7 protein-coding genes and 1 pseudogene are annotated in these 14,539 nt (G+C 43.6%); 1 reads left to right on the forward strand and 7 read right to left on the reverse strand.

Annotated features, from left to right (window positions below; genetic code table 11):
• Window positions 1-381 precede the first annotated feature (381 nt).
• Together DP73_RS11555 and addB are read right to left on the reverse strand one after the other, a co-directional pair.
• Window positions 382-4,446 (reverse strand): UvrD-helicase domain-containing protein, encoded by a 4,065-nt coding sequence (locus DP73_RS11555; protein WP_034599635.1) that lies wholly within the window; start codon window positions 4,444-4,446, stop codon window positions 382-384.
• Complete coding sequence (gene addB, locus DP73_RS11560) at window positions 4,439-8,161, reverse strand: helicase-exonuclease AddAB subunit AddB (protein WP_034599636.1); 3,723 nt, start codon at window positions 8,159-8,161, stop codon at window positions 4,439-4,441. Before addB ends, DP73_RS11555 begins: the two co-directional genes overlap by 8 nt.
• Before the next feature lie 234 nt (window positions 8,162-8,395).
• On the opposite strand from addB, the gene DP73_RS11565 reads away from it, so the two are divergent.
• On the forward strand, window positions 8,396-9,121 hold the full coding sequence (locus tag DP73_RS11565; RefSeq protein ID WP_034599639.1) for a polysaccharide deacetylase family protein: 726 nt from the start codon (window positions 8,396-8,398) through the stop codon (window positions 9,119-9,121).
• Between the two features lie 6 nt (window positions 9,122-9,127).
• Here DP73_RS11565 and DP73_RS11570 read toward each other — a convergent pair whose 3' ends face one another.
• The 5 genes and pseudogenes from DP73_RS11570 to DP73_RS11590 form a co-directional block, all read right to left on the reverse strand.
• Window positions 9,128-9,973 (reverse strand): YitT family protein, encoded by an 846-nt coding sequence (locus tag DP73_RS11570; protein WP_034599640.1) that lies wholly within the window; start codon window positions 9,971-9,973, stop codon window positions 9,128-9,130.
• A 286-nt stretch (window positions 9,974-10,259) separates the two neighbouring features.
• Entirely contained in the window at window positions 10,260-11,597 is a 1,338-nt protein-coding gene (locus tag DP73_RS11575; RefSeq protein ID WP_052090617.1) for a DUF4349 domain-containing protein, read from the reverse strand.
• Window positions 11,594-12,106 carry an RNA polymerase sigma factor gene (locus DP73_RS11580; protein ID WP_034599642.1) on the reverse strand — a complete coding sequence of 171 codons (513 nt, stop codon included), beginning with the start codon at window positions 12,104-12,106 and terminating at the stop codon, window positions 11,594-11,596. The genes DP73_RS11575 and DP73_RS11580 overlap by 4 nt, the downstream gene beginning before the upstream one ends.
• 250 nt (window positions 12,107-12,356) lie before the next feature.
• Window positions 12,357-13,781, reverse strand: coding sequence for a cardiolipin synthase (gene cls, locus DP73_RS11585; RefSeq protein ID WP_242865744.1), 1,425 nt, complete (start codon window positions 13,779-13,781; stop codon window positions 12,357-12,359).
• Between the two features lie 201 nt (window positions 13,782-13,982).
• Window positions 13,983-14,539: pseudogene (locus DP73_RS11590) on the reverse strand (collagen-like protein); the annotation flags it as partial.

Below are 14,539 nucleotides of genomic sequence, written 5' to 3' on the forward strand. Positions count from 1 at the left end.
TACAACCCCTCTTTCATCCTTACTCCTTATTAAAGATAGTTACAACAATCACAAGGAATAGTAACTATGTTCGCCAAGAAATTAAAAAATCCTCTTTTAAAAAGACGAAATATTATGGAATTAAATAATTTTATAGCTAATTTGCTGATATTTGACATATGTTCAAAAAGCCAATTCAAATTGCCCGGGCTAATATATTTAGCGCTCATCAAGACCCCCGCTTTATTAAAGCAGGGGACTTTTGTGCAATTTAGTGCTTGAACAAGCCATCCATTCCACTTCTCTTTTTAGGTACTGTAAACATTTCAATAAATCTTAGAATTAGACTATCACTTTTGGATTTAATAATCAATAATTTATTAAATTGAATATTAAATATTGTCAGAAAGGCAACCTCTCATCTAAATCACTCTTCCGAAGTTCCTTAATAGCTACCTCCCGCCCAAGAGCAAATGAATATAGGGTGCAGCGTTGAACATCGATTTTAATTAAGCGTTCGATTGCCTGGGCATAGAGTGACAGTTGAAGAGTATAGCGTTCTCTAAGAATTTGCTCAGGATCACTGTCTTCATCTTCAGGAAGGGAGTCCGTCTTATAGTCGAGAATTTCTGCTGCATTATTATCATGTTCGTCCTTGTAAATCAGAACCACATCAATGACGCCCTGGACCAGAACTTTTGTCATGCTCTCTGATGGGAAGGTTAGAGTAAAAGGTAATTCCCTGAGAATCTGATTGGCCTTGAAAAATCTCTGCCCTAAAGGAGTGCCTAAAAAACGAACAATCTGTTCAGGCTGAATGATCACACGCTGTTCGTAATTTAGAATTTCAGCTTGTTCAAGTTTATGCACAAATCCGTTGATCTCATTAACTTGATCCTGATAAGACATTGTTGCCCAGACTTCAGCTAATTCTTTAAAGGGGAGATGCTGCATCACTGTATGCATTGCAGTTCCTCGTTCTGCAGCGGTTAATTGTTGGGCTGCTTGCATGAATTTCGGCCTCAGTACGGTGTTTGATTGTTTCTTAAGAGTTGGCATGGCAGATGCCTGGTTATCCACGTGCCAGGTCTGCTGCCGTTTTAATTCACTGACGCTTGTTTTAGCCACTTGTCGAACTGATTTTGCATGAGGATACTGCCAGCTTAAGCGCCGGCTAACTTCATTATACCACTCCTCTACAGCCTCAACTTCAGATGCCTCTTTGCAACTGCTTTCCTCTAATCCTTCTGTTGGAATGGATTCTCGGCGGTCCTCACGGGTTTCTTCGACACTATTATGGAGAAGAATTTTCCATTGTGAACTTGACTCCGGCAAAGTACAAGTAGTTTGAGGACTTGTTTCACCGAAGAGTTGAGCAGGATGACGTACTAAGGCTGGACCAATCCAATCCAGAAAGCACTTAGCGCTTCTTAGTTGACCCGTCGGTAAAGATATATCCTGCCAGTCAAAGCTGCGAAACCATTTCTTAAGAGTTGTATCACAGTTATCCAGGCAGCCATAAAGAAACAGACGCTCCTTGGCCCTGGTAAGGGCTACATAAAGAATACGCAGCTCTTCGGCCAAAGATTCTTGAGCTAAGCGTTGTTTTACAGCATATTGAATCAAAGACGGGTAGCGCACATTGTTTTCCACATCAATGATCGGCATCCCTACACCTAACTTAGAATGTAAAAGCATCTTCCCTTTAAGGCTTTGGGTGTTAAAGCTCCTTCCCAGACCAACGACAAATACCACAGGGAATTCTAATCCTTTACTGGCATGGACTGTAATTAAGCGAACTACATCTTCATTTTCCCCTAAGGCTCTTGCACTTCCCAAGTCTTTACCTTGTCCCTGAAAGCGCTCTAAAAAACGGAGAAAACGAAATAATCCCCGATAACGTGTTGCTTCATAACGACGTGCTCGGTCATATAGGACACGCAAGTTGGCCTGACGCTGTACGCCTGCCGGCAAGGTGCCCACATAGGCTAAGTACCCAGTTTCTTCATAGAGTGACCACAGCAAATCAGCAAGGGACGTTCGTCTGGATTTTGTGCGCCAGCCCTGGAGATTATGCCAAAAAGCCAAGATTTTAACCTTTAACTGGGGAGCGCTTTCTATGATTTGACGTGCCTTCAAAAGCTTTTCCGGCAGTGAATCCTCATATAGGCCCAATATATCTCTGAAATCATTCTCTTGCTCTGACATGAGGTTTTCAGTGTTATACCCTGCCCATACTGCCATGGTTAAGGCTTCAAAGAAATCCCCTTCGGGAAGGATCATTCGGATTTTGCCCAACTCACTTCCATTGAGGCCGACTAAGGGAGAGCGAAGTACTGCTGCCAAAGGAATATCCAAATGAGGATTATCAATGATTTTAAGCAGGGATAAAATGGTCTCTACTTCACTAGCGCCAAAATAGCCGCTGGTTGTTTCCGCGTAGACCGGTATGCTCCTGCTTTGAAATTCTTCGATATAAATTGGAGCAACTGCAGAGTAGGATCGCATCAAGACCACAATATCCGAATATCGAACAGGACGAAAATCCCCAATCTGCTTATCATAAATCTGAAATTCTGCTCCTTGAACAATACCTTGAATTCTCATTGCGACAAAGCGGGCTTCCAGTCGGGCTTTATCCATGTCCTCTGCCGATATAGTTTCTTCTGAGTCCCTCTCATTTTCTGCAGAGTTGCTGGTTTCTGCGCCTTCAGCCTGTTGGAGATCTTCGCTTAAGGCAACGACATCTTTTGTTCCCTCATCAAAGTATGTACACAACTCGTTTTTTATGCTTTTTGTGTCAATTAAATGAACTTCAATCGGCCCTTCTGCTGTACAAATTTGATTCTGCCCCGCAACAAAGGATGCACCATATTGTAAAGCTGCCTGATCATCATAGACTATTTCTCCGGCACTCAAGGTCATGATCTGGCGAAAAAGATAATTAACTCCCTTTACAACTTCAACCCGACTGCGAAAGTTACGATTTAGATCAATGACCATTGTCCTTGCCTCATTTGTCTGGTCTGTTATCTGGTCAGTCTGCCAATGAGGAAGGGTATTATATTTGGCAATGAAAAGATTAGGGTCAGCCATGCGAAAGCGATAAATGCTTTGCTTCACATCTCCCACCATAAATAAATTTGGCGACTCTCCTTGTCTGGCTACCTGATGTAAAATCCGTTCCTGAACCGGATTGATATCTTGATATTCATCTACTAAAACTTCAGCAAAGAACTCCTTTAAACCTTGAGCGATCAAAGATGCGTCTCCCTCTTCTTCCAGCAAATTCAGCGCAAAATGCTCAAGATCCGAAAAGTCCACAATGTTACGCTGTCCTTTAGCCGCCGAATAGGCCAGTGAAAAATCAATGACCAATTTTCCCAGCGTCCCAGCCATCCCAGCCATCTCTCTCAAGGCAGGAAGCTGATTCTCAAGGGGATAAGCGAATACTGCATCTTTTATTGAATTTAGTTTCTTTTTAGCATCATCCCTTAGTTTTTTACACTCTTCCTGCAATTCCTTGTGCGTAGATTCATCAACTATTTGTTGTTCAGGAGTATCGGCGGAGGTCTTCTTGGATTTAGAACGTATTGCCGGCAGTTTGGGGAAATTGATCGCAGAGTAATACTCCGCTTCTACCTGAGCCCACTCCCCTTTTTTTAAGGCACGGTCAAGCAAGCCTGCGCGGTTAAGATCATCCTGCAAAGCTAAAGCATAAGGCAGCGGGCCCCCGGGAGATTGGCAGAGCTGTTCAGCCCTTTCGAACAAATTCAAACTTTCACTGACAAGATCAGAGAGTCCTTGGCGAATAGCTTTACCCCATTGGCTTTGCATCAAGCTTTCGATACTTTCCCAGTTGTATGCCCTGGACAAATCACTTAACCAGGCCTTAGGCTGGGGCTGACTATAGGCAAAGGAATAAAGACTGAGTACATACTCCATTAAGGGTTGATCATCACGATCCGTGCCAAAGGCTTCAACCAGTTTAAGAAAGTCAGCGTCCTGTGCTGCATACCTAGCTTCAAAAAGATCCTCAATAACATCCTGACGAAGTAAGTCTGCCTCTGCTTGATCGGCAACTCGAAAAGCAGGATCCAATTCAAGTTGGTAAAAGTACTTTCGGATTAATTCCAGGCAGAAAGAATGCAAGGTAGTAATACTGGCTTGATGAAGCAGGTTACGTTGTTTGAGAATCCGCTCTATTTCCCTGGGGTCTGGTTCCTGAAATAAAGCATCATCTAAGGCTTTGCCGATACGTTCCCTCATTTCATTAGCCGCTGCTTTAGTAAATGTAACGACCAAAAACCGATCAACATCGACTGGGTCTTCAGTATTCAAAATTCTATGGATTAGACGTTCAACAAGTACAGCAGTTTTCCCTGAACCTGCAGCAGCAGCTACTAAGAGTTCCCCTTGCAACCTGATGGCGGCTGTTTGTTCTTGTGTCCATTTTGGTTTACTCACCTAGATGACCGCCTTTCTTCTTAGGAGCTTTTTGCTTTTGATCCTTCTTGCCAGACTCCGTTGTCTCTTCGCCAAGCCAGTTGAAGACTACATCCTTAGAATCCGTTATTTCCAACTCTTGCTCTTGCCGAAGGTTATCGGGATTATCGGCCTTTAACCCTTCCAGCCGTTCCCAGATTTCTTCAGGCTTCATAGCCGACAAGTCCCGATATTGATTTTCCGGCAGGTAGGGATCAAAGTGGCACACGGGCTTATAACTACAGTACTGACAGCCGGTACTCTTTCCTCGCCGATAAGGAGAAAGGGAAATATCACCGTCTAATATTTCTTCACCCGTCTGCCGAAACCATTGCTGAAGATAATTACTCAACAAAGAGAATTGATCCTCTGTAAGGACATTTGTGCCTTTCTTAAAGGTGCCGTCTTTTTTTAACTTTAGTCCCAATAATTCAGATTGCCCAGTTGAAAATGTTGAATCCATGGCTTCTAAAACCTTTGGATTGGCTAATAAATAGCCACTTACCTTAACGGCTTTGACACGACGTTGATCTAATTCTTCTGAACTGAGGGGGAGCTTCTCTTCGAGCTGGGGTTCCAGTACAGGAAAATATAGAAAGCCCGCCGGAATCTTCTCCGGAAAGGAGGTATCCCTGCCGACAGCAATCTCACTAAAGGTGTTTTCCGAATCTGCTTCTTCAGAATCCGTCATCACTGTAGGAGTATTCAACAAGACTTCTGCTCCCTGCAAGGCAACGTGTAGATAAGTCAACAATTGAAGATTTAAGCCATAGTAAATCGAGTCTAGGGATAAGGACAATTCACGAGATTTATAATCCAGGATTCGCAAATAGACTTGTCCGTCTAAAAAGGCAGCATCGACTCGGTCGATTTGCCCGCAGAGCAACAGCGAATCACTGCCGGTTAACGGGATCTCTACTCCGGGCAGTTTCTCCTGTGGCCCAAACCCAACCTCAAGTTGGATGGGGATGAACACCCCTTTTCGGGCATGCTCTCCCAGTACTCGTACTGCGTGATGAACCGTTCGTTTTAGCTTATGAGTCAAATAACGATAACGGGCATTGCTGAGCAGGATTTCATGCTGCAGATTTGGGGCAATCTGATCCGCCAGTTCATTAATCAATGTCCAAGATTCTTCCTTGGTCAATTTTCCCCAATCCAAACCCTTGGCCTTGAGCTGCTGAGCAAAATCATGCAAAAGAGTGTGAAAGAATTCTCCCATATTTGGACTGGACAATTGATAAGTCGACCTTTCGCGGAGTTTCAGACCATAACGAGCATAATGTCCAAAAGGGCATTTGGCGAATTGTTCCAAACGGGAGACACTAGCCATTAAGCGTTTACCATATAAGCGTCGGGCAAGGGGACGTTGCAGTTTATCCTCTTGATTCTGGTTGGTAAGACTTTCTTGAAGTCTATCAACTTTACTCTTCCGGAGGGGATCTTGTCTTAGCCACTTTTCAGCAGCCTCCCATAAAGGAGAAAGAGGTTCCCCTTGGCGTAAGAGACGAAGCTGTTCGGCGTAGTTTTGTAAAGTGGAGTCCGGTTGGCTAATCTGGTGGATATCCTCTTGGTTTCCTAAAAAATATCCGCTAAGCATCGGAAAAAGATGAGTCAGCCGGGTAACAACCGGAGAAACCGTCAGTCCTTTCCCCTCTTCATCCGTCAAAGGATAACAAACTATTAGCCTTTCGACGGCGCGAGTAAGTGCGGTATAGATAAAGAATTGTTCTTCAAAGGTCTGAGCCTTTCCTTTCGGAGCAAGGGCAACTCCGGCTTTTTCTAATTGTTCTCTTTCTTCAGCGTCAAGCACTCCATCAGAAACTGGGCGTGCCGGAAGTATTCCTTCATTAGCTCCTAAGATAAAGAGTACTCTAACTTCAGGATTGCGTGAGCGATCTAGGGATCCGACTAACACTTGGTCGAGTCCGGGAGGAATTAGACCCAACTCGATTCCTTCAATACCGGAAGAAAGAATTAGGGCATAGTCCTCAAGTTCTAAGTTCTCTTCCCCTAAACCAACAACGATTTCATCGAGGACCTGGACAACCGATTCCCAGATTTGCTCATGCAGCCTAGCCTCAGCAAGATCCCCTTCCTCTTGAGCTTTTTGCGACCACAACCTTAAGGTGCCGGGGACATCTAAGCCTTCAAGAAAATAATACAAGGCTTCTGTGACAATTCGTACATTCATAGCTGCCAATTGGTTTAATTCAGCCAAGGGCCCAATAATATCTAACACAGTTTGGCGAGAGGAATTAAGTTCAGTCTGAAACTTAAGCTCTGAAGCTCGTTGTTCTTCCTTTTGTCCTAAAGTCCATTGTCTATGATATATCCAAGGCTGATTTCTCGTCCAACCATCACCATGAATGCCATATTCCAGAACATAATTTTCCAGGCGATCAACGGCGTCCCTTTGCAGGGGAAAAAAGTCGGTCTTTAAACAGCGAAATAAGGGCTCATAACCCCAATTGCTCTTGATTGCTTCTAAAATCGATTGCAGGAGTTCGATTAAGGGATGGTGAAGGACAGGGCGTTTATAATCTAGAAAGTGAGGTATTTCATAAGCTGTAAACACTTGAGCAATCAGTTCGGCATAACCCGTAAGGTCACGACTTGTGACGGCCATTTCGTTCCAGCAATGACCCTCATCTCTAGCCAAGCGCCTTAGTTCTCTCGCTGCACCTTCCACTTCAGCTCTGCGGTTGACAGCCGAGAAGACCTGAATTCCATTGCTCAGGCTACCTGCTGTGGGAGAATTATTGTCTTCCTGAAGAATATCGAAAGCAACGGTAGGGTAAGTAGAATAATACTTTTCCAGATGCCAGAGCCATTGATGCTTGTAGCGCATAGAACCTACTAGCAGGGTTGATGGATGTATCTGTACACCTGTTTCCAAGGCAATACGCTGTAAATCTTGATAGGTTTTCCAAGGCCCGGCAAACATCTCATCTCCCGCTTGGAAAATCCCGGCACCTGTCAGGCGTTCCTCCGTAAGGAAGATCGGATCTAAAGTAGAGGTTATGACAACTTCCTGAGCGGTTGACACCAGCCTCTTTAAAACCTCTAATTCTTGCGGAGTGAATCCTGTAAATCCATCAACCCATACTTTTGCCCCCTGAATAAGGGGCGCAGAGGGAATCTTTTCAGACAAAACAGACAGCTCATCATCCGGGTCACGAATTCCTAGGCCTAAGGCTGCCTGAAATTCTTCGTAAATCAGGGCTAAATCACTAAGCTTGTCTTCTAATAGTCTACTTGTTGTTTTGACCTTAAGTAAATCATTGGGGCCGACGCAATAGATCTTAAACTCTCCAATGGCTTGAGCGAGGAGTTCAGCCATACCGGGACGAGTAGCGGATCGGGCAAATGCTTTGAGATTTAGGCGATGCTTTAAAAGAATTTTGCGCAGAAGCATTCGTTTCCCTATCGGACCGATCAGCACCTTTTGCCCTCCACCGGTCTCAGAAAAGATTCTCCAGCCTAAACGGCGAAAACTTAAGACTTGGGCACGCAAGCTGCCTCCGAGATCAGGAGTATCTGCTAAAGCGACCTCCATCTGATAAGTAGCCTGCTCCGGAACAAGAAGGATAAGAGGGGCTCCTCCGGGTTCGCTGCGAAGCTCATTACGGATTTCTTCTAAGCATAATGTGCTCTTGCCGCTGCCTGCTCGTCCAAATACAAAACGGAAACCCAAAATCTATCCCTACCTTCATTAAGTATTTTTAGAACCCCTCTTCCGCGAGGAACTTGATAATTTATCCGGAGTTTCCGGTTACTTGAGGTTGTAATATAAACCGTAGAACCTCTCCATGCAATGGGTTCACTCCTGTGGGGCGAAGGTCTTTAATTTTTCGGAGTTGTTTTTAGAGGAATGTAATTTGTTATTTATCCATAGGTATAAAAGAAGCAACTTGGGGGTGAAGGACATTTGCGTATCTATTTTTTATCTCGCCGAAAACTTATTCTATTACTTACGTTCCTAATTACTTTAGGAGGCTTATTGACAATTAATTTACTGACACTAACTATTCCCTCTCTGGTACGAACTCCCGGAACTTACTATATGGCCAAAACTCAGGAAAAAGTCGTAGCTCTAACCTTTGATGATGGGCCTGATCCCGTCGATACACCGGATATTCTTAATATCTTAAAGGAAAAGGACGTAAGGGCCACCTTTTTTGTTTTAGGAAAGGCGGCAGAATCAAATCCTGCTATACTTAAGCGTTTAGTCAAGGAAGGTCATGAAATAGGAAATCATGGTTTTACCCATGATTATCAACAACGCAAGCTAGTAGAAGAAATAAAACAAACGGATCAGGCCGTCTTTACAGCAACGGGAACTCACACGTATTTTTACCGTCCCCCAGGTGGACTGGTGTCGAAAACTCAAATGGAAGCCACTAAAAGAAATGGTCATGTTGTAGCCTTATGGAGTGTCGACAGCAAAGACTGGAGAAATCCGGGCGTGAAACAAATTATCGATAATGTTATGAAAAACGTCTTTCCCGGTGCAATAATCCTCATGCATGATGGAGGGTATCAACGTACTCAAACCGTAAAATCCCTGGAACCTATCCTTAACGCCTTAAAGGCAGCCGGGTATCGTTTCGTCACCTTGAGTGAACTTAGAACCCTCGATTCAGATCTCAAGTAGGATTACTTACTCATTGGAAAACCCGCTGCCAAAGACCTCTCCGGCATTTTGAATAATCATAAATGCTTGGGGGTCTACCTCCCGCACAGCTCGTTTTAAGCGCCCGATCTCCGGGAGACTCACTACACAGATGATAACATCTTTGGGTTCACAAGAGTAGGCTCCTCTGCCATGTAAAAATGTGGCACCCCGACCTAGATCACCCATAATTCGTTCAACTAATGCTTCAGAATGATCGGAAATAATAGTAATTGATTTTGCCGGAACTCCACTTTGGATTAAATCCAGTACTCGCCCAAAAACAAATAGCATTACCAAGGTGTAAAGAGCGGCTTTTGAGCCAAGAACAGCCCAAGATATTAAGATAATGACTCCATTGATCGCCAGAGCAGAGGTTCCCATGGGAACACCATACCTCTGTTGAATGATTTTAGAAATTATATCCGTACCACCTAAACTACCACCAAAGTGGAAAACAATCGCTGATGAAATTCCGGAAATGAGCCCTCCGTAGAGCGCCCCTAAGAAAATATCACTGAAATCCAGGGGGCGAACCCCATTAAATAAATCTAAGAAGACTGAAAAAACAGCGATACCCCAAATAGTCTTAAAAACGAACCCCTTATCGATTTCTTTCCAACCTAAGACCAGTAAAGGCACATTAAATAGAAAGGTCATAACTCCAATCGGAAGATTTAAGGTGTAGTAGAGGAGTAAAGCAATACCGCCGACTCCGCCGCCACTCAAACCGGAATAGACAATAAAGCCCTGAATTCCATAGGCAGCCAGGATAGCACCGATAGCTATTCCTATAATTCCGCCAATAGACTTTGCTCGTTTTGAAAGTTTCAAATAAATGCCCCCTACTTAAATGGTGAATTTATATTTACTAATTATACAGAGATATACAGTCGGCGTAAAGTTGAGAGGCTGAAACGAAGCCTTGCCTTTGTGGAGCCCTTGTGGAGTATGTATGGTACTTAGATAAGGAGGCATTTTAGCCGACATGTAAAAAGGGCTAGACAAAAGCATCGTAAAATGCTGTCTAGCCCTAACCCTTTTTATCAATTCCTGAGACCCACTACCTATGTGGGTGCTCCTTATCCCGATCGGGGTGCGTTTCTCTCATCATAGTCCCTTAACTGGTCCTTTTTCTCCAAAGTCGATAAATACTCCAACCCAGAGCTCCTACTAAAAGATACGGTGAGGCATAGCCTATTCCTACAACCAAATAATTTAGTCCATTCCAGGTACTGCTCAAAGTTTTCAGCACCGCGTCCCCGGCAGCTCTCCAGGTTTCAGTCCAAGATATGGGCTGCCATGGGTTTGTGACATCAAGATTTGGGCTTTGACGAGTCACAATTTGAATAGTCACCGTGGAGTAATCGACTTGATGGTTCCAAAGTTTTAGCTGACCCTTTAATTGTTCAATTTGTTGGCGAACGTTACTTAGGGCACCTTCCACTTTAAGCACATCGTCAACAGTCACCGCCTGAGCCAAAATTTCGAGATACCGGTTCTCTTCAGCCTCAAGAATTGTCAAGCGGGCTTGGGAATCGTAGTATTCATTTGTAATATCATTAGCCTGTAAGCGTTGATCAAGTACCTTCCCCCAAGCAGAGAAGGAATCTTGCATGCCGCTAAGTTTATCGGAAGGGATCTTAACGGTTAAATTGGCGGTGGAGTAATGATCCGATTCACTTTGTTGAGATGTGACCACATACCCTCCTAGTTGTTGTACCTCCTGGCTAATCTGATTAACAGAGTCCTTAATGGCTGCGACTTCCAAAGTTAAATCTAAATTATGAGTAATCTTCCGTGCTAACTCAGGATCAGCCGGTGGAGCATCCGTTTGATCCGGCGGAACAGGAAGAATTTCTTTGTTTTGGGCTGCTGAGGTGCTATCCATACTGAACTGCATCTCTGCCTGAGGTGCTGTATCTTCCTCCGCGCTATTGCTAGGCATTTTCCCTTTGGCCCTGATCTCCTGGTTCATATTCATTGAATCTTGTAGAGCCAGATTAAAATTTTCATCCTGGGGAGAGCTACCCGCTGATTGAGTGGATTTCTCCTCCATACTGCTCCCCATACGAGGAAGGATGTTCCCTGAGCCGTTCATAGCCTCCTGCCCAATAATCACAAATAGCGCTAAGGCAGCCACCGAAATACCAAGTTTCCAATGACCAAAATTGCTCATAGAAAGCAAACTTGTACGTATTTTCTGAGAAAGGGTTACTTTTTGCGTTGCTTTTTGGCTAATAACCTTTTCCTGATCAATAGCATTTATTAGGGACTCTCTTGAATCCCCTAATCCAGACATTTTTTCTAGAGCCTTTTGCTTTACACTGAGTTTGATTTTTTCATTAGCAGCAGAGTCAACCTCAATTGATTGGAAAAATGTTTTCATGCGCTGTAAATCACCATCCTCTTCCCAGAGAGCGGTGAGATCCATCTTTTTGTCAAAAAACCTTTTCATCGGACTCTGCCTCCTCTGTCCAGGTTCCCCTGGTAGATTTTTCGGAACCCTTTCTTAGCCCGGTATAAAAGGCTGTCTACTGCTTGCTGAGTCGTTCCTAAGATCTCCGCCACTTCTCCTGCACTAAACCCTTCAATTAACCGGAGTTGAATAACACTGACCTGTTGTGGAGAGAGTTTAGCTAAGGTCTCCTTAACACTTAATAGCGTAGCCCACGATTCACTTTGATCTAATTGTTCATGTGGGGGTAACGGTGTTTCTTCCAAAGGCATCATGGGAGTACGTTTATTACTTCTATAGTAATCTGCAATCTGATGGGCAGCAATTGTTAAGGCCCAAGACTTAAGCGCTGTCTTCTTTTCCATGGTAGGTAAACCGCGCCACACTTTCACGATAATTTCAGCGGTCACATCTTCTACATCTGCTTTTGGTATCCGAATCGAAACATATCGGTAGACTACCGGAAACAATAGTTCATAGGTCTCATCAAAGGTCGAATTGGCCTCCACCTCGTCAGCCTCCTGCCTTCTCTCTTTATATTTAATTCTCTATGTTCATTTTAGCTTCATCTATCTTAACACATATATTGCTACCTAAAGTAGATTTCTTCTACTAAGACGCATCACTTAGGGATTTTCTGACGCCCTAACACTAAACATTTTTATCTAAACAAGGAAGCTCACTTTAAACTAGACAGGGGGACGGTCCTTTCTGTCTATGATAAAAATCAGGCAAAAAGAAACCATCCCCCAGGTCTGTTTATAATAAGGGCGAAAAAACCCGTGCGCAGGACTCTTTTAATCGCTCTGTAAAGGAACGACTCTGTATTTCCTTAAGTTTAATTTCCTGGCATTCCTCTAAATCCATCTCAAAATGATCGATTAACTGTTCTGTCGTTGACTGGTCATAAATATAGGCACAAACCTCAAAATCTAAGAGAAAACTACGCATATCCATATTCGCAGAACCTACTAAAGCAAGATGATTATCAACAATTAAAATCTTCGCGTGAAGCGTACCTTTCATATATTGAAAGATTTTTATACCGCACTGAAGTAATTCCTCGAAATATGAATTCATTGCCAAGAACGTCAATTTACTTTCTGGATTTCCTTGGACAATGAGATGCACATCTATCCCACTGAGAGCCGCTGTTTTAAGGGCCATAATTAAACTTTGATCTGGAATAAAGTATGGAGTTTCTATGTAGACTCTGTGTTGAGCTAGAGTAATCGAGCTGAAGAAGCTATGCAAAATTGATTTCCATTTTGAATCAGGTCCACTCGCCAGGATTTGAATGGGTATATTTTGGGAAACCCTTAATTCAGGATAGTATTGTTCTCCGTTAATCTCCTGGCGTGTGACGAAATACCAATCATTGAGAAAAATTCCTTGCAGAGCCTGTACTGCTTCTCCTTCAATTTTTAAATGAGTGTCTCGCCAAAAACCTAATTGAGAGTCCCGAGATAAATATTCGTCTCCAATATTTAACCCCCCTAGAAAGCCGATACTGCCGTCGACTACGACAATTTTCCGATGATAGCGCAAATTCAATTTTGCCGTTAGATAAGGAAATCGCAAGGGGAAAAACCAATTGGCCTGAATACCTGCTTTCCTCATGCTTTTCATGAAGCTTCCGGAAATTGAAATACTGCCCAGTCCGTCAAGAATGACTCGCACCTCCACCCCCTCAGTTACTTTACGTGCTAGAATCTTTAAGACATCTTCACCAATTTCATCGTCATTAAAAATATAATAACTGAGGTGTATGTGATGAACGGCCTTCTCTATGGCATTAAACAACTCTTGAAATTTCTCCTCACCGTTCAGTAGTATTTTTACTTGATTAAGCTGGGTTATGGGAGCAAAGCCTGAGTTAATATGTAGATTGACCAATCTTAATTCAGCACCGGTATTTAGGCTGGGTTTTAATTCTTCACTATTAGGGTAAGATTGATAATCTCTGCCCCATGGCTTTAACGGGGTATCTGGGATATGCTTATTACAAAATATCTCCCCTCGAGTTTTCTTACCAAATACGATATAAAGAATAAACCCTAATCCCGGAAATAGAGCGAGTATAAAGATCCAAGTCATTGTGTTACCGGGAGAACGATTTTCTAGGATAATTGTCCTTCCAATTAAAAAAACCTGAAGAAGGTTAATTAAGAACAAGAAATACAAAAGCAGGTTATATCCCTCCCTCTCAGTTAATTTTCAATTTCTTCACAGAATCTAGTTATTACCCAAAAGAGTCGTTAGTAGTCTGATTGTCGTAGATATACAAGGAAGAAGGACACTGATCATTAGTCAATGTCCTTCTCATATTTCTTAACCTTCTATAGTTTTGACTTTCGTCCTGATAGTATAACAATACTTGTGCACTTAGGATAATCTGAACATTGACCAGATGATGCCCGGTGCACCCGCACCGCCTAGATCAAGGGGCACTGTTAAGCCGTTTGCTTCGTAGAACAAACCTACAACATCGCCTGCGGTTAATTCTACAGAACCACTCAAGGTTACGGTACCATCGCCAAGGATAGTTCGCAAAGTTAATACCAGCGCAACGTTAACGTTTAAGACCGGGAAAAGCCCGCTTATTAAATCTGTTACGATGGGTGATGTTCTGCGTACAACAAATGCGGGTGTGACCCCTGCGCCAAGGGATAGAGTAATCGCTGCGGTCGTGGAATAATTAACTGTCGCTTCAACGGCGTAGGTTCCCGTCGCCGGGACAGTGTAGTTACCGGTAATTTCATCAAAGGTAGCGCTATCATAATAAGGCGAAGTTACCGTCCAACCTGCCAACTGAGTGCTCGCAGCTGTACTGACTGCCGGCAGAAAAGCCCCGAATCCTTCCGCGGACAAAGCCGAGCCTGTCGCTCCGGTGGCTCCCGCATCCCCGGTTGCCCCTGTCACTCCCGTGGCTCCTGCATCCC

This window comes from Desulfosporosinus sp. HMP52, from assembly GCF_000765145.1.
In the GTDB taxonomy this organism is placed as follows: Bacteria; Bacillota; Desulfitobacteriia; order Desulfitobacteriales; family Desulfitobacteriaceae; genus Desulfosporosinus.

Bases quoted from the DNA above. Each gene is read 5' to 3' on its own strand.
- DP73_RS11575 (WP_052090617.1), bottom strand. From the start codon at position 11,597: ATGAAAAGGTTTTTTGACAAAAAGATGGATCTCACCGCTCTCTGGGAA.